At 46.5% G+C, this 16,817-nt stretch carries 10 protein-coding genes and 1 pseudogene; 9 read left to right on the plus strand and 2 right to left on the minus strand.

From position 1 onward, the window contains the following. The first annotated feature begins 65 nt into the window (after nucleotides 1-65). The 9 genes and pseudogenes from ACO6UX_RS11635 to ACO6UX_RS11675 all read left to right on the plus strand — a co-directional run bounded on the left by ACO6UX_RS11635 (nucleotide 66) and on the right by ACO6UX_RS11675 (nucleotide 12,867). Nucleotides 66-4,481, plus strand: a complete 4,416-nt coding sequence (locus ACO6UX_RS11635) for a DUF642 domain-containing protein (RefSeq protein WP_422447944.1) — start codon at nucleotides 66-68, stop codon at nucleotides 4,479-4,481. 180 nt (nucleotides 4,482-4,661) lie between these two features. Continuing rightward, nucleotides 4,662-7,649 (plus strand): transglutaminase-like domain-containing protein, encoded by a 2,988-nt coding sequence (locus tag ACO6UX_RS11640; RefSeq protein WP_422447695.1) that lies wholly within the window; start codon nucleotides 4,662-4,664, stop codon nucleotides 7,647-7,649. A gap of 5 nt (nucleotides 7,650-7,654) precedes the next feature. Next, complete coding sequence (locus tag ACO6UX_RS11645) at nucleotides 7,655-7,906, plus strand: hypothetical protein (protein ID WP_422447697.1); 252 nt, start codon at nucleotides 7,655-7,657, stop codon at nucleotides 7,904-7,906. A gap of 59 nt (nucleotides 7,907-7,965) precedes the next feature. Beyond that, a complete protein-coding gene (locus ACO6UX_RS11650; protein WP_422447699.1) occupies nucleotides 7,966-8,337 on the plus strand; it encodes a hypothetical protein in 372 nt (123 codons plus the stop codon). A gap of 107 nt (nucleotides 8,338-8,444) precedes the next feature. Then, nucleotides 8,445-9,562, plus strand: a protein-coding gene (locus tag ACO6UX_RS11655; protein WP_422447946.1) for an IS3 family transposase whose coding sequence is annotated in 2 segments (ribosomal slippage) — nucleotides 8,445-8,658 and nucleotides 8,658-9,562 — 1,119 coding nt in all. Because the reading frame shifts where the segments join, the coding sequence is not laid out codon by codon here. 59 nt (nucleotides 9,563-9,621) lie between these two features. Next, nucleotides 9,622-9,699: pseudogene (locus ACO6UX_RS11660) on the plus strand (hypothetical protein); the annotation flags it as partial. A 141-nt stretch (nucleotides 9,700-9,840) separates the two neighbouring features. Continuing rightward, nucleotides 9,841-11,043 (plus strand): IS66 family transposase, encoded by a 1,203-nt coding sequence (gene tnpC / locus ACO6UX_RS11665; RefSeq protein WP_422447701.1) that lies wholly within the window; start codon nucleotides 9,841-9,843, stop codon nucleotides 11,041-11,043. Between the two features lie 104 nt (nucleotides 11,044-11,147). Then, nucleotides 11,148-11,384: a topoisomerase DNA-binding C4 zinc finger domain-containing protein gene (locus ACO6UX_RS11670; RefSeq protein ID WP_422447703.1), complete on the plus strand. Its 237-nt coding sequence runs from the start codon at nucleotides 11,148-11,150 to the stop codon at nucleotides 11,382-11,384. A gap of 313 nt (nucleotides 11,385-11,697) precedes the next feature. Continuing rightward, a complete protein-coding gene (locus ACO6UX_RS11675) occupies nucleotides 11,698-12,867 on the plus strand; it encodes a pentapeptide repeat-containing protein (protein WP_422447705.1) in 1,170 nt (389 codons plus the stop codon). Between the two features lie 59 nt (nucleotides 12,868-12,926). Here the strand turns inward: ACO6UX_RS11675 and ACO6UX_RS11680 are convergent, their stop codons facing one another. Both ACO6UX_RS11680 and ACO6UX_RS11685 read right to left on the minus strand, forming a co-directional pair. Beyond that, nucleotides 12,927-14,618, minus strand: coding sequence for an HlyD family type I secretion periplasmic adaptor subunit (locus tag ACO6UX_RS11680; RefSeq protein ID WP_422447707.1), 1,692 nt, complete (start codon nucleotides 14,616-14,618; stop codon nucleotides 12,927-12,929). Between the two features lie 6 nt (nucleotides 14,619-14,624). Further along, nucleotides 14,625-16,793 carry a type I secretion system permease/ATPase gene (locus ACO6UX_RS11685; protein WP_422447709.1) on the minus strand — a complete coding sequence of 723 codons (2,169 nt, stop codon included), beginning with the start codon at nucleotides 16,791-16,793 and terminating at the stop codon, nucleotides 14,625-14,627. Nucleotides 16,794-16,817: the final 24 nt, after the last annotated feature.

Here is a 16,817-nt window from a genome sequence, read left to right on the forward strand (position 1 = left end):
GAATTGTGCGGGCATGATTTTTTTACCTCTTCTGTATCTCTCGTGGCTGTAGTGCTTCAGGATTCATCGGGAATTACTGCAGTAGTGGTGATCTAACAGGTACGTTAATCAACTCTTCTGCTCCTGTTTCTGTTTTCAGTGGTGTTGAGTGTGCGAACGTACCCGTTGGAGTAAGAGCGTGTGATCACCTGAGCGAAATGCTGCCCCCTGTTTCAACGTGGGGTCGATCATTTGTGACGGTTCCTCTGGCTACTCGGCGAAGTGGGGATGTATTTCGTATATTAGCTTTTTCTGATGATACTGAGGTTAAAATTAACGGAGAAGTTGTTGAGACCTTGAGTAAAGGGAAGTATGTTGAAAAAATATTAAAGACCCGTTCTGTAATAGAAAGTAACGAGCCTGTTCTTGTCGCTCAATACTCTCAAGGGCAAAATAGTGACGGGATTATATCCGACCCCTTTATGATGTTGGTACCCCCTGCTGAGCAATTTTTAAAGAGTTATACATTTGCGTCGCTCGAAGAGAGCCTTGGTTTTGTTAATAACTATGTCAATGTTGTCGTTCCAAAAGATAATATAAATTCCATTGTGCTTGATGGAGAGATCATCTCGTCAGATCAGTTTGAAGACATTGGTAATAGCGGATTCAGTGGGGCACAGATCAAGGTGTCTGAAGGCTCTCATACCATTTCCAGCCCTAATCCCTTTGGTATCTATGTATATGGTTTTGGCAGTTATGACTCATACGGATACCCGGGCGGGATGAACTTTGATTTGATTAACTCCACAGGTGACAGTTTTGCGCCATTCGTTAAACTCATTGAGCTTGATGGAAGCATCGAAGGTATCGCAGGTGATTTTGAAGATCTGAACCTGAACTCATTGATTGATGAAGGCGAAGATCTGAATAAAAACAATAGACTCGATAGACGTACAGAAGACATCAATGAAAACAACCAGCTCGATGAAGGCGAAGACCTGAATGACGATGGCGTGATTGATCGCGATACCGGTATTTTCAGGGTCGAGCTTGAAGAAGGCGCTGAAAACCTGACACTCAAGACTAAAAGCTTTGTTCCTGGCGCGTTAAAGGTGCAGTTCAATATTGATGTCATTAATAAAGACTTACCGGGCAAAGGTGTGCTGGTTATCAGCGATGGGGCTGGGAACAAGGTAAAGAGGGCGATCAGTCTTGATAACAAGAAAAGACTGACCAATGTTCAGGTCATCAGTCAATTGTCTAATGCAGATATCGATCTGGCCAGTAGTTCTTTTTCAATTCAACCCGATAACGTCAGCCAAAAAGATGGAAGTACACTTATTGAATGGCGATTTGACGATATCACGATTGATCAGATTGAGGACCTGAGCTACGACATTACTTTCAAGAACCCTGTGCCAGGCGAAAAAAGAGTGGTGACACAAGCGCTCGATTTATATTACCGGGATATCAACGGTAATGATGTTTATCAGTCACTGGGGCAACAGGTCATTGATGTACTGTCATCACGTTATGTGCCATCGATCGGTACGAACAGTAACCAGTATCCTGCGGATACCGATGTAATGCTCACCGCAGTCGTTCAAAATACGGGTACAACCATTGGCACAGCTGTAGCGGATGTTTCAATATTCGATTCTGAAGGAAGTAAGGTTGCGAAGGTTTCAGGTGAAAAGTTATCCGGAATGGGGCCGGGTGACTCGGTCAGCTTTCAAAGTCTATGGAACACTTCAGATACGGCGAATGGCCAATATATTGCCCGTATAAATGTTAAAGACGATCTCACTGGCCAAATAGCCACTGCCAACAAGAAATTTACCATCAGTGCTTCTGGTTCAGGTGGAGAAGATGTCACGGTTATCAATATTCGAACGACAACCGACAGACAGGTCTACCACACGACCGATAACGTCAAGGCTGAAAACCTGGTTCAAAACTTGTCCGTCAATGCTGTAGCTGAAGCTTCTGAACTTTACGTCACATTCATTTCGCCGGATGGAACCATCATTTTCAGTGAAGTAATGGATATACTTGAACTGGCGTCTGGTGGTCTGCAGCAAAGATTCAGTGCTATTGATCTCAAGGGGGCTTTGGAAGGCAACTATCAAATTGTAGCAAGGCTGGTGAACAAGGAGGGGGGTGAAATTGTCATTTCCCAGGCCGAATTCCTGGTTCAGGAAAATGCACTTGCTGCGCTTAAGGGAAAAGTGACGGCTGATGAAAGTAAACTGGTGATAGGTGAGCCTCAAATCTGCCATTTCACTGTTGAAAACAGTGGTACTAAAACCTCTGATGATCTGCTGATGAGTCGTTCAATGGTCGATGTTGGAGGGCAAAGTTCTGGCATACTAGGTGAATCTTCAGTGACTCTAAACCCTGGGGCTGCAACTGAATATACTCATCTGATAGATACCGGCAACCTCAACCCTGGTGGACATGCCTGCGTACTACAAACAGAGATTGATGGTGAGCAAGTTGCCTTGGCTAGTGCAGGTTATACGCTTGCTTGTCCTGCCAAGGTGCCCGTAGCAGAAGTAAAAACATCTCAATACAGTACTAATTTACTGGTCAATGGTTCATTTGAACGCCACGGATATCTCAAGTATGGCGACTGGGGTGTCTTCAGACACATACCTGGCTGGGTAGCTCTGAAGAACAAATTTGAAATTCAAACCTCCGGAGTTTCCCAGGCGGCCACGGATGGTAAGGCTGTACTGGAGCTTGATGCTCATCGTAAGGCGTTGATTGCTCAATGGGTTGAAACAGTACCCGGTGATCAGTACTTGTTGATTCTTGATTACTCTCCTCGTGTGGAAGTCGATAGTAAGCCAACAACTAACAATATTGACGTTTATTGGGGTCATGAAAAAATCACGACCCTTGAGGGCGATAAGGTAGGCTGGAAAACACTGCAATTCGAACTGTCAGCGAAATATAATCTGTCGAAATTGGCTTTCCATGCCGTTGGTGAAAGCGACAGTGTAGGCGGGTTGATTGATAATGTTCAATTAAAATGCACTTCATTCCGTTTTAATAACCTCGTGAAAAATGGCTCCTTTGAGCAACACGGCGTACTCGAACAGTTTTACTGGGGGCTCTTTTCAAGCATACCCGGTTGGAGAGCGACCGGACATGAGCAGTTCAAGATCCTCGAAACCCGGACAGGCTGGAGATATAACGCATGGAAACGTAAAGGATGGTCTGCGGAGAGTGATTATAAACTATGGAAGCATAGAGATTGGATCAATGAAAAGAGCCACCATATAGACTATGAGGCTTGGGGTCGTAAGCACACAGACAGATATTTTGAAAATTATATTTGGGATAAGGACTACGATCTCAAAACCTTCTTTGACAAGAGCTGGGCTGTTCATGGTGATGCGGCGCTGAAGCTGGATGGTTATGAAAACAGTTCAATTAGCCAGGATATCACGACCCGGGTTGGGCAGAAGTACAATCTGACTCTTGGCTACGTACCCAGTGTTCACTGGCCAGATGATACCAATGATATTGAAGTTTGGTGGGGTAATGAACACATCGATACGATTTCAGGTGAGCATCACCACTGGACGGGCAAACATTATGAGGTTACAGCCAGCGATGCGAAAACAGCACTGACCCTAAAAGCCGCAGGTACATCAGATGCTATGGGCGGACTCATTGATAATGTGAGCCTGAGCTGTTCATTTGATGACAGTGCTAATGAAAACCTGATTACGAGTGAACCGTTTGAGGATCATTCATCCAGTCGAAACGGCTTTTTTGATTTCTTTGATAAAACGCCTGACTGGAAGAGTTATGGTAAGAATCCCTTTGAAACCCAGTCTGACAAAGAGGCAGGAACGTACACCAGAGAAGGCTGGGCAAGACTGGTTCTGGACGCTCGTGAGAACTCTGAGTTAACACATGTTGTTAAGACGGACGCAGGAGACAGTTATACCCTTGAGTTCAGCTACACACCAAAGGTGGCTCCTTATCACAAGGAGAAATGTATGTGGGGGCAATGTGAAACGGCTGATACGAACCAGGTTGAAGTATGGTGGGATGGAAAACGACTGGCTACGCTGGACGGCTCTGACAAAGGCTGGGTCACCAAACGCTATCAGGTGACTGCTTCCAGTGATAGTACCGAACTTGGTTTTAAGGCTGTCGATCAGTCAGGCAGATCGATTGGCTTGATTGAAGTCAGTCTTGTCAGGAACCCCGTTAAGTTAACGATTACTTCTAATCCTGTTACCAGCGTGCTGGAAATTGAACCTTACCAGTACAAGATCGATGTGATCCACGATAAAAAGGCAGTGCCTGTTTTTGAGTTGGATCAATATCCCGAAGGGATGAGTATCAGTGATGAGGGCGTGCTCAGCTGGGATTACCCAATACCCGGAGAATACCCTGTAATTGTGCGAGTTTCAGACGGTTGTGGAGATACTGCGATTCAGTACTTTACTCTGAAAGTTGAACCTCCCCTGCAGTGTCTCTGAGGGAAGTTCCTGAAGAGCAGGTTGAAAAAACAATAATGAAATCGCTGGACTGACCCGACCTGATGGCGGGTCAACCTTCACAAGACAGATAAATACAAGTGGTTGGAATTAGGTATGACAGGGCTAGGGATGGAATCGCTCAGAAGCGGTTGCGTAGGTAAGTTGACATCGATAATCAGTATGAGCCTGTTTACCTTTGTGTTTTATATTTCCCCCAGTGGTAAGGCTGTTGCAGATAATATTGAAAAAGAACAGCAACGACAGGCGCAGATTACAGTGGCTCGTGAGAAGACCCCTGAGCAGAAGCTTTCCCGTCGCCTGCAATCCTTACAGGATGCTGTAGTAAATCAGTCTATGGGTGGAGAAAAGCCGGGCTTATTTTCCACCCTGGCTTTCTGGCAAGATGATGATCCACTCAGTTCTGATAAGCGAGAACAACTGCAAGGGTTGTTGACAGACCTTCTGGCAATAGAAGCTGATGCTATGGGTGGTTTTTATCAGATACAGACTCATATTTCTGATAAAAAGCTTCCAGCCGTAGCTGCCAAACGGCAGGCTGCAGCAATGGCCACTTTCAAACAACAGTTTTCTGAAACTAAAGCCGTTTTGAAAGAACTGTTAACTACGAAGGACCTGGATCGTGCCAATGAGCTCTGGCAACAATTGAAGGCTGTTCTGGAAAATCAGCAGTTCAAACGTTCCCACAGCCCCTTTGATCCCAATAAACTCCCCTTTAGTAATCCGAATAGCAAAGTTCGGGAACCCAAGGTGACAAACTTTGACTTGCAGAGTGCTCTGGGTCTTGATTCCTATAAAGGTGTACAGGTTGCCAGCAATGGGCCTTTGCCATCATCAGTGACTGCAGCACTATTTAGCGCCAAAAACTCAGGGCAGCCTGCCGATACTTTTTTGCAGGAAACACCTGATATAGTGATCACAGATGAGATGCGAACACTGGCTGCTGAGTTGAACTATAACCCAACCGAAATCTATTCTTGGGTACACAATAACATCCGTTTTATTCCCAGCTATGGCTCCATTCAGGGGGCTGCCATGACCCTGGATACTCGCCGGGGTAATGCCACCGACACAGCCAGTTTGTTGATTGGCTTGTTACGAGCCTCCAATATTCCTGCCCGTTATGCTTATGGCACGGTAGAAGTGCCCGTAGAGAAAGTGATGAACTGGGTAGGTGGTGTGGAAGTGCCTGCAGCCGCTCAGAACTTAATGGGGCAAGGAGGTATACCCAATACTGGTTTACTTTATGGCGGTAAAGTAACTCAGATACGAATGGAACACACCTGGGCTGAAGCCTGGGTAGATTTTGAGCCTAGTCGGGGTGTCAAAAACCGTACAGGTGATAACTGGATTCCAATGGATGCCAGCTTTAAACAGTATGAATTCACCGATGGTATGGCACTGCAGGAACAAGTGCCTTTTGATGCCCAGGCTCTGGTAGATGATATCCAGGCCAATGCAACTATTAATGAAGAGCAGGGCTGGGTACAGAATCTGCCACAGCAGTCTATCGAACAGCAATTACAGGCATACCAACAGCAACTGGAAGACTACATTGCTAATCAGAACCCTGATGCCACAGTAGGTGAAGTGCTGGGACTGCAGGAAGTCAAGGTCAAGCCTGCAGCGCCACTGGCAGCAGGACTGCCTTACCGGGTATTGGCTACCAGTGAACGGTTTGCAGAAGTGCCTGAGAAATTGCGTCATAAGTTTAAATACCAGCTGCAAGCCCAGCTTTATGGTCAGCCAGGTACAACCCTCTTTACCTTTGAGCAGCCCACCGTTGAAGTGGCTGGCAAGAAACTCGCACTGTCCTTCCGGCCCAGTACTGAAGATGATGAACAGATCATCGCAAGCTATTTGCCACAACCCAATGAAGATGGCAGCCCAATTGATCCGTCCCAACTGCCCGATACATTACCCGGTTACCTTATTAATATGACCGCGGAGTTTACAGTAGATGGCGAAGTACAGCTGGCTCAGGATGCAGGCACTATGGGAACGGAACTGTATAGTACTATTGGTCTGTACTCTCCAACCCATGGCTGGACTCAGGCAAATAATAAACCAGTAGCGGGTGAATACCGTGCTATTGGGTTGGATTTGCAGGGGGTATCTGCGAAACAGGCAGAACAAATGCAGCAAAGAATGGAAAATACAAAATCCAAGATTGAGTCTTCAGATATATCTGACATGTCCAAGCATGATTTGCTTGGAGATATCGTGTATTCCACTATCTTTAGCTACTTTGGATTAAATGATCTGCAGGATCAAATTGCCGCAGAAAGTAATGATGTTGTGCAATACCGGGCTCCAAGTTTTGGTTTGTTTATGACTAATGTTATACCTATGTATTGGTATGGTATAGCACGAGATGTCCAAACTAATGGTTTAGTTATGGATGTGGATAATTATTCATCCATGAGTATTCATAAAAGAAATGACCTAGCAGCTTGGGTGCAAAATAATCAAACAAGTGGTTCACGCACTTCTGCAATGGAGCATCTTGTGCCAGAACAGCTTGTTTCTTCAAGTGATTCCCCTGTTGAAGGAATCAGTGCAGTCAAAGCTCTAGCTGTAGCTGCTGGTGCAGGGCAGAAAATATTTACCATCACAAACAGTAATTTGGATGAAGTAATCTCTAACATAAAGTTGGATTTAGGAATCAGGCAAGAAATTCGTCAGAGTGTAGAAGCTGGTAAAGTGGTGACAGCACATGAGGAAAATATTGTCTTAAATGGTTGGGTTGGTGCAGGGTATTTGATCATAGATCCAGAAACTGGAGCTGGAGCTTATAAAATAAGTGGTGGTAGTAACGGTGGTTTTATTGACCCCGAAAAAAAAGGTTATGATGATATTCTTGGATTTATTGGTTTTGCATTACCATTTTTAAAAATAACGCTTCTTACAGGTCTCTCTGCGATAATTGCTTTAGGTCTGAATGTGAAAATGATCATGGATTACGCAAAAATTGACCATAAGTGTGAGGGTTTAAATTATTTGATAGCTTTGTCTATTCTAGTAACAGTGTTAGGCCTTTTAGCTTTCTTTTCTGGCCCCTTAATAGCGATAGTAATAATGTATGCAGCTATGCTTTCTTCTAAGGCTGCAATGAGTGTTGCAGAAAGTAAATTTTGCAGGGTTAAATAGTTGCTATGAGCAAAGCTGAATTAATTAATTTTGTTGTCTTTGTAGTGGATATGGGGATAGTGCTTTATTTTACTATGATCGGCTACGGGATCATCAAAGGACGAATATATTTGTTTGGGCGTTGGTATACAAGGAATGTCAAAGAAGAAAAAAGCGACTATTATCAATCTATTGTTGTATATATTGGTGCAGGGTCATTACTTCTATATTTTCGCTTTGTATCATTCCCTGCTGAGTTGTTGCCTCTTGCCAAATGAATAGAAGATGAAAAGAATGGATCCTGTATTAATAGTTATAGAGTTAGGAATATTGATGTATGGCTGTATGCTTATTTATGGCATTTGGAAGAAGAGATAACCCGATAATAGATACTGACCCGTTGGGGTTGCTAAAAGTGTGTCGCCGCCCGCTGTCTTTTGCTGGTGATTATATGAGTTCAGGGGCAACTGGAACAAATCTTGGCATTTTCCATGAGCATGCGTTCTATGAGGACGGTACGGGAGATAATACCGGCTTTACTAAAACCGGGTTATTTGATGACCGAAAAAACATCAATAAATATCAATGTGGTAACACAAGATATGACGACAAGATAATGTGGCAGGCTGAGGCGAATAAAGCCAACGATTGGAAAGAGGGTTATAACTTTGTTACAAACAACTGCCATGACTACATTGAAGTGGTTTAATGACTTAGGACACCTCGTTAAGCACAATAGTGCAGTTGATGACGAGGTAGAAAGTGACAAAGCAGCGTAAGAATTATTCTCCAGAATTTAAGCGTAAAGCCATTGCTATGGTAGTTGAACAGGGGCAGGCTGCTTCAGAAGTGGCCAGAAGTCTTGGTATCCATGATGGCAACCTGAGACGCTGGATACGGGAGCAGAATGAAAAAAAGGAAAGGTCTTTTCCTGGCAAAGGGCAGCAAGCTCTGACGCCTGATCAACAGCGAATAAAAGAACTGGAAGCTGAAAATCGCCAGTTAAAAATGGAGCAGGAAATCCTAAAAAAAGCGACGGCCTTCTTCGCGAAAGAACTGTTGTAAGGTTTGCATTCATACAACAGGAGAAGGTGGCCTATCCGGTGCAGGTACTCTGCAAAATAATGCAAGTTGGGCGCAGCGGATTTTACCGCTGGCAGAAACAACAGACTCAGCAGGAGAACTCCAGGGCTGAACAGTTCCGCCTGGAGGCTGATGCACAGCAGATTTTTGTCGACTCTGATCGCTCATATGGCAGCCGAAGAATGGCAAAAGCACTGCGTAGTAAGGGTTACAGCATAGGTCGTCATCAGGCAACAACACTGATGAAGCGGTTGGGGCTGGTCGTGAAGTATGCGAAAAAATTCAAGGTGACGACGAATAGCAGGCACAAGTTTCCAGTTGCAGAAAACCTCCTGAACAGGGAGTTTGCAGTAACGGAGGCGAATAAGGTCTATACGACAGATATTACTTATTTATGGACTCGCGAGGGATGGTTGTATCTGGCAGTGGTTATGGACCTCTATTCAAGGAAAATCGTGGGCTGGTCAATGAACAGTCGCATGTCTACAGAACTGCCGTTAGAGGCATTGAGAATGGCGTGGTGGAGTCGTAAGCCTGGCTCGGGAGTACTCCACCATTCAGATCAGGGGAGTCAGTATGCTTCTCTGGACTATCAGGCTCAGCTCAGAGAGTACGGCATGATCTGCAGTATGAGCCGTAAGGGAAACTGCTGGGATAATGCGGTGACCGAACGTTTCTTTGGAAGTCTGAAAAGGGAAAGGACTGACCATTATATTTTCGAAACAAGAGCAGATGTTGAAGCAGCGGTTGTTGATTACATTTTGTTCTACAACAACCACAGACTTCACTCCTATCTTGATTACGTGAGCCCTGTGGACTTTGAGCAACAGGAATTCAGGAAAGCGGCTTAATCAGGTGTCCATTTTTACTTGACCACTACAAACATCAGCTGGCCTGGTTTAAACAACAGCTGTTTGGTGAAAAATCGGAAAAGAGACTGATAGAAAACCCGGACCAGCTGGCTCTCGGGGAGATCCTCAAGAACATTGAGTCTCCAGAAGTTCCGGAAACAGAAACCATCACCTATGAGCGCAGAAAGAAGCACAGGCCGGATGACTGTGTTACCGATCAGGGATTGCGCTTCACGGAAGGTGTACCTGTTGAGCTGATTCATATTCCGGCTCCTGAAATGCAGGGTGAAGACGCCGACCAGTATGAAATCATTGATCATAAATATACCCATCGTCTGGCGCAGCGACCGGGCAGTTACGTTATTCTGAAATACCAGAGGGACGTCGTTCGCCATAAGGCAGACCAAACCCTGAGCACGGCGGCAGCCCCCTCCGGCCTGTTTGACCGCAGCTTTGCCGATGTGAGCTTTATAGCTGGCCTGCTGGTTGAGAAATACCGCTACCACCTGCCGCTTTACCGTCAACATCAGAGACTGGAAGCCAGCGGTATCACCGTCAGTCGTGGCACGCTGACCAATCTGGAGCAGCGTGCTGGCCAGTTGTTACAACCTGTCGCCCATGAAGTACTGAACAGCTGCCTTGAAAGTCACACCCTGGCACTGGATGAAACACCCTCAAAAGCTGGGCTGAAATGTAAGGGTAAAATGAAAAAAGGCTACTTCTGGTGCTTTTATGGCGACCACGAAGAAATAGCCTTTATCTACTCCGACAGCCGCTCCTGTGATGTGGTTGAGCCTTACCTGAAAGAATTTGAAGGGGTATTACTCACAGATGGCTACCCCGGCTACGCTAGCCTTTGCTCGAAATACCCAAAGATCACTCATGCCGAGTGCTGGACACACAGCCGACGTTATTTCGTCAAGTCAGAAAAAGCGGAACCCGAAGCGACCAAAGAAGCCCTGAAACAGATCGGCGCACTGTACAAGGTTGAAGATGACATCCGTCGTCAGGGGTTGGAAGGCGACGTACTGCGTGATTATCGCCAACAAAAAGCCAAACCCCTGGTTGACCAGTTCTTTGAATGGAACCGGGAGCAGCTGAGACGGCTTGACCTGGTTCCCAGCAACCCTCTGAGCAAGGCACTGGGCTATGTTCACAAGCGGGAAAAAGAGCTTCAGGTTTACCTGAACGATCCAACGGTAGCGATAGACACCAATCATCTTGAACGTGGCCTTCGTTGCATCCCGATGGGAAGAAAGAACTGGATGTTCTGCTGGACGGAAGAAGGCGCAGACAATGTTGCCGTGTTCCAGACGCTGATCACCAGCTGCCAGCTGGCGGGCATCGATCCCTACAAATACCTGGTTGATGTTCTCCAACGCATCAGCCTCCACCCGGCCCGTGATATCAGGGAACTGATACCGCGACTCTGGAAAGAGAAATTCGGGGCCAATCCATTAAAAGCCGATCTCGACAAGTAGGGGGAGTCTGCTCCCTGCTTGAACGCTTACCTTCCAGTAGTTTTACCACAGAAGCTGAGAGCTTCGCTTCTGGAAAAAAGCTGAAGCTTATTTCTGGAGCACAATTGATCTACGCGATTTCTAAACTCCCAAAAGAACAGCAGGAATCGTTAACCAGAATCGCTATTGCCGGTGATTATAAAACACCCACCTGTCCATCCTGCGATATAAAAATGGTTCTGCGTACCAGTAAGAAAGGCGCTAAAATCGGTTCGCAGTTTTGGGGCTGTAGTAACTTTCGACGTTGCAGGCAGAACCTTCAGGTAAAGCAAGAATCCAAGCCGAAGAAACGGTATTTCTGAGAAGCAGTGGATAGCTGCCAATTTGCGTGGGTACACAAACTATCCTCTGCTTCAAGGAATGCCAAGAAATTCTTTGAAAGAGCATGACTCCTGACGCTTTTAGCGTGGACAGGTGTCGAAAAAAACTGCCTACAACCATTAATAACCATCAATGGTTGAACGAAAGTGCATTTATAACCACTTGATAAATATATAACTTATTGAAAATAAAGGAGGTAATTTATACCTCCTGTTAATATGAAATATCCGGGCTAAACCTTTAACCTATCCGGGCGACTCAGAATGAAACGAGTTTGTCCGGAGATTTCCACCTGTGCCACAGAAACAACGCCCATCATCGAAGTCTTCAGAACAGAAGTCTTCACCAAAAAAGAAAGTTTCAACAACGTCGGGTAACCACAACATTCTGGATACCGATGGGCTCAAAACCTCTGGCTTAAGAGCCAATAACAGCATTCTGGTCAACAAAGAGGTTGGCAAGTATCAGGTCCAACAGACATCAGGGCTGGCTTCTCAATTTGAGCAGGAAAAAGAGAAAGCTGCGCGGCAACGGGCATTGCTGGAAAGTCTCCACCCCGGATGGACCGCCCCGGATCAATCCGACTTTACCGGGCTATCTCTGAACCATCGGGATCTGGAGCGCATGCGTTTTAAAAACAGCCTGATGCAGCGCTGTAAATTCCGGTCCGGCAAACTGCGAGGCGTTTATTGGAAAAACTGTGACCTGCGTGGTGCCGATTTTCGCCATACCGATCTGCGGGACTGCATTCTGGATGGCTGTAATTTGAATGGAGCCGACCTTCGTCACGCCAACCTGGCCAATGCCAGGGTTATTGATTCCGACCTCTCAGCAGCGAATTTTGATCATGCCGTGCTGGATAAGGCGGTGATTGAAAACTGTGATATGACCGCACAAACCTTCCACAACAGCTCCTGCCGGAAAATACGTTTATACAACAGTCATATCATCCACGGATTCTTTGATAATACCGATTTTTCACAGGCAGAGATTCAGGATATGGAGTTTCGTCACTGTACCCTGACCAAAACGTCATTCAACAATGCGGCGATCCAAAACGCATCATTCAAAGGGTGTGAAAGTTTTGATGAAGGCCCCTCTTTTTCCGGGGCAACAATGAGTGAAGTGACCATGGCTGACTGTGAACTGCAGTCTGTCAGTCTGGCCAATACCGAAATATCTCAGTGTGTCTGGGAACGTGTCAGCTTAACCAGCGCCCAATTGGATAATGCCGTATTCAACAAGGTCAGCTTCAATGAAGGCGTGTTCACCGACTGCTTCAGTGTGGAAAAAGCGCCATCCTTTACCCACTGCCATCTGAATCATTTATTGATCGAGCATACCGACCTGACCGATGCACACTTCAGCCAGAGTTGTTTTGTCGGAACCATTATCAAAGACTCAGATATTGATCAGTGGCAACTGCACAATACCCGAATCGCACCGGATACAATGATTGAGTAAGGCTGGAAATACTGCTGCTTCAGTGGCTATGATCACACCGGAAACCAGCCTCATCCTGTTTATCTTTCTGTCAACGCATTCTGTTTGGCCCTGAGAATAGGCTTAAGCAGGTAGGCCATCAATGTCTTATCTCCGGTGATAATGTCCACATTGGTTCTCATACCGGGAATAATCATAAGCGGTTTATCTTCTGAGCCGACGAAGTTATTTTTGGTCCGGATTCGGACAATATAAAAGCTCTCGCCTTTCTCATCCTTGATGGTATCAGCACTGATGTGCTCAACCTCGCCTTCAAGCCCACCATAAATCGCAAAGTCATAGGCCGTCAGCTTAACCACTGCTTTCATCCCCAGGCGCAGAAAACCGATGTCTTTGGGCTGAATTTGTGCCTCAATCATCAGGTTATCTTCCAGTGGCACAATCTCCAGCAGACTCATGCCGGGCTGAACGACCCCACCCAGCGTAGTGACATGGATTTTCTTAACAATGCCATCCATGGGTGATTTGATCAGAGTCCGGTCTACCTGGTCTTCAAGGGCATGATTAGACTCACCTAACTGATCCAGATGAACTTCCGTTTCCTTGAGTTCCTGAACAATATCAGCACGGTAGTCCTGAAAAACCTCTTCTTTACGGGACAGCGCCTCCTGATAGGCCGCCTGTAACTTTGGAATACTCAGCTCAGTTCTTCGCATTTGTGACTCAAGGTCATTCACCCGCTGTCTTAACTGAATCAGCTCAACCCTGGAGACAACACCCTGCTCTGCCAGAGGAACGGTCAATTCAAGTTCATCCTGTCCCAGTTCAAAGCTGGTGGTCAAAAATATCAGCTGATCCTCTGTGGTGGCTAACTCATGCTCAGCCTGGACCGCCTGCTCCCGGGCAACATTGAGCTCTGCAATGAAGCGGTCGGCACGCTGATAAAAAATTTCCCGCTCTCGCTCCATATAAGCCGGATAGTCGTCCAACTCAGCCGGGAAGTTCAATGTTTCACCCGACAACTCGGCTCTCAGTCTGGCCGCTTTGGCAAGCTCGCTGTAATACTCAATGGCACTTTCCCGAAAGGTGGAAGAGAAACGGGTGTCATCCAGCTGCATCAACGGTTGCCCTGAGTGCACCTGTTGCCCTTCTGCAACAAAAATCTGCTCCAGAATCCCACCTTCCAGATTTTGCACCACCTGCAACCGCGAGGATGGAATGACGATCCCCAGGCCCCTGGTAATTTCATCCAGCCGGGCAACACTGGCCCAGACGATGGAGGAGAACAGCGCCAGCAGCATAGTGTATATCAGTAAACGGCCACCTTTTGGCGTTCTTATCAGCATGGCGACATTGGTATCAGAGATATATTCCATATCATCTGGTAGCACTGTGTCTTCTATCTTTTCTAAAGAGTTCTCTGAAGAAGTCTCTAAGGAGTTCTCCGAAGAATCCTCTCCTTTGCCCTCCTCAGAAGTACTCTGCTCCTGGCCATCAGCAACATTAATTGCCTGGCCTGATACTTCCTGTTCTGACTCAGCCGACTCTGAAGCGTTCTCTGAAGAAGTCTCTAAAGAGTTCTCCGAAGAACCCTCTCCTTTGCCATCCTCAGAAGCACTCTGCTCTTGGCCATCAGCAACACTAAATGCCAGGCTTGGCATCAACTGTTCTGACTCAGCCGACTTGGTAATGTGGCCTTCTGACGGTTCAGTCTGATTCACAGGTGCCTCTGTCGAGCCCTTTATTACGTCCTTATCATCGCTGCTACTCATTCCAGCCTATCCTATTTTGAGTTTGCCCTGCCTTAACGCCGCATGTACCTGATCCTTGGGTCCATCCGCAACAATACGTCCACTGTCCATTACGATCAGTCGGTCCACCAGATCCAGCATTGAGGCCTTATGGGTAACCAATATCAACGTCTTGCCGCTGCACCGGGTCTTTAGCTGTTCCTTCATTCGCAGCTCTGTGGTGTTGTCCATAGAACTGGATGGCTCATCCATCACCAGAATCGGTGGATTCATCAGCAGGGCACGGGCCAGGGCAATACTTTGTCGCTGCCCTCCGGACAGGTTTTGCCCGCGCTCACCCACGATCATATCCAGCCCGTTAGGGTGCTTATTGGCAAACTCCGTTACTCCGGCAATCTCAGCAGCCTCAAGCAACTGGCTGTCGTCAACATGGTTTGCCCCCAGGGTGATATTGTCTTTAATGGAGCCGTAAAACAGTGTGATATCCTGGCTAACGCAGCCAATACTGGAGCGCAGGTCAGTGGGATTGATCTGTCGTAAATCAACACCGTCAACCCGAACTGCGCCTTCTCCCGGTTCATAAAGTCCCAGTATCAGCTTTTCGATGGTTGTCTTGCCGGAACCAATTCGCCCGATAATCCCAACCTTTTCACCGGCTTTAATGCTCAGGCTGACATCTCTTAAGGCCTGAATTTCCTGCTCGGGATAGGAAAAGTTAACCCCATCAAAGTCAATACTGCCTTTCAGGTCCGGACGATTAACGTAATCCCTGTCTTCATGACGTTCGGTTGGCATGTCCATGATCTGATTCAGGCCATCCAGAGCCGATTTGGCCTGGTTATAGCGGGTTGCCAGCCCGGCAATCTGAGCCATGGGTGCCAGACAACGGCCAGACAGCATGACCGAGGCAATCAGTCCCCCCATGCTCAACTCACCTTCAGAGATCAGATAAACCCCAAGAATAACCATGCCTATATTGGCCATTTGTTGAACATAGGCACTGAAACTGGTGGCAGAAGAAGTGAGCAGTTTGGTTTTAATGCTCCAGGTGGCAATATGGCTAACGGCTTTTTCCCAACGGTACTGAATATCACTCTCGGCCTGGGCAATTTTCAGGGCTTCCATGCCTGAGAGGCTTTCAATCAATGTGGCATTTTTCTGCTGACTGGAACGGAGTGTTTTTTCAACGGAATTTTTGAGAGGCTCCTGAATAAAGAAACTGTAGAGGCCAATGATGAGCATGGCGACCAGAGGTACAACTGCCGTAGGCCCACCGAGCATAAATATCACGAAAAGAATGATACAGGTGAACGGCAGGTCAACCAGCGCAGTGACCGTTGAAGAGGTAATAAATTCCCGAATACTTTCGAAGTCCTGAAGGTTTTTCGCGAAGGAACCCACTGAAGCGGGCCTGGCCTTCATGCTCAACCCCAGAACCTGCTCCATGATGGCAGAAGAGAGCAGAATATCGGACTTTTTACCGGCCAGATCAATAAAATAGCTGCGCACCATTTTCAGAATAAAATCAAAACTGAAAACAATTAACGCACCAACGGCCAGAACCCAGAGTGTATCAAATGCCTGGTTGGGAACCACCCGGTCATACACATTCATCACAAACAGCGGGCTGGCAACCACAAAAATATTGATCAACAGTGATGCCAGTAAAACATCACGGTAAATTCTCCATGAACCGAGAATAGTTCCCCAGAACCAATGTCTGGATTTAACCGTTAATTTCTGCGGGGTCCGACGATCATAACGATGCTTTTCACGGACATAGATAACATAGCCACTGTAAAATTCATTTAATTCTTCAATACTGATTGTTGTCGTGCCCTCACCGGTTTCCGGCATAATAATCCGGGCAGTGCCTTTTGCATGATCAATATCCGACAAAATGCAGGCTTTGCGTTTATTCAGTAACAACACGGCAGGAACAACCAGTGAAGATATTTCGGCAATCTCCCGCTTATGAACTTTACAGGCCAGACCCGCTCTTTCAGACGATCGAATAAATACTTCTGCAGTAAATTTGCCTTTCTCAAGGGGCATTCCAGCTTTTAAAGATTCCCGTGAATACGGATTACCATAATGGCGGGTTAACAAGGCGAGGCATTCAAGAAGGTCATCGCTGCTGACGGGGTGTTCATCAGGGATATCCCAGCCGTCATGAAGGGTACTGGAGTAATTCATAGCTACCTGCTGATTGTTTCATCC

The organism is Endozoicomonas sp. ALB091 (assembly GCF_049310265.1).
Lineage (GTDB): Bacteria > Pseudomonadota > Gammaproteobacteria > Pseudomonadales > Endozoicomonadaceae > Endozoicomonas.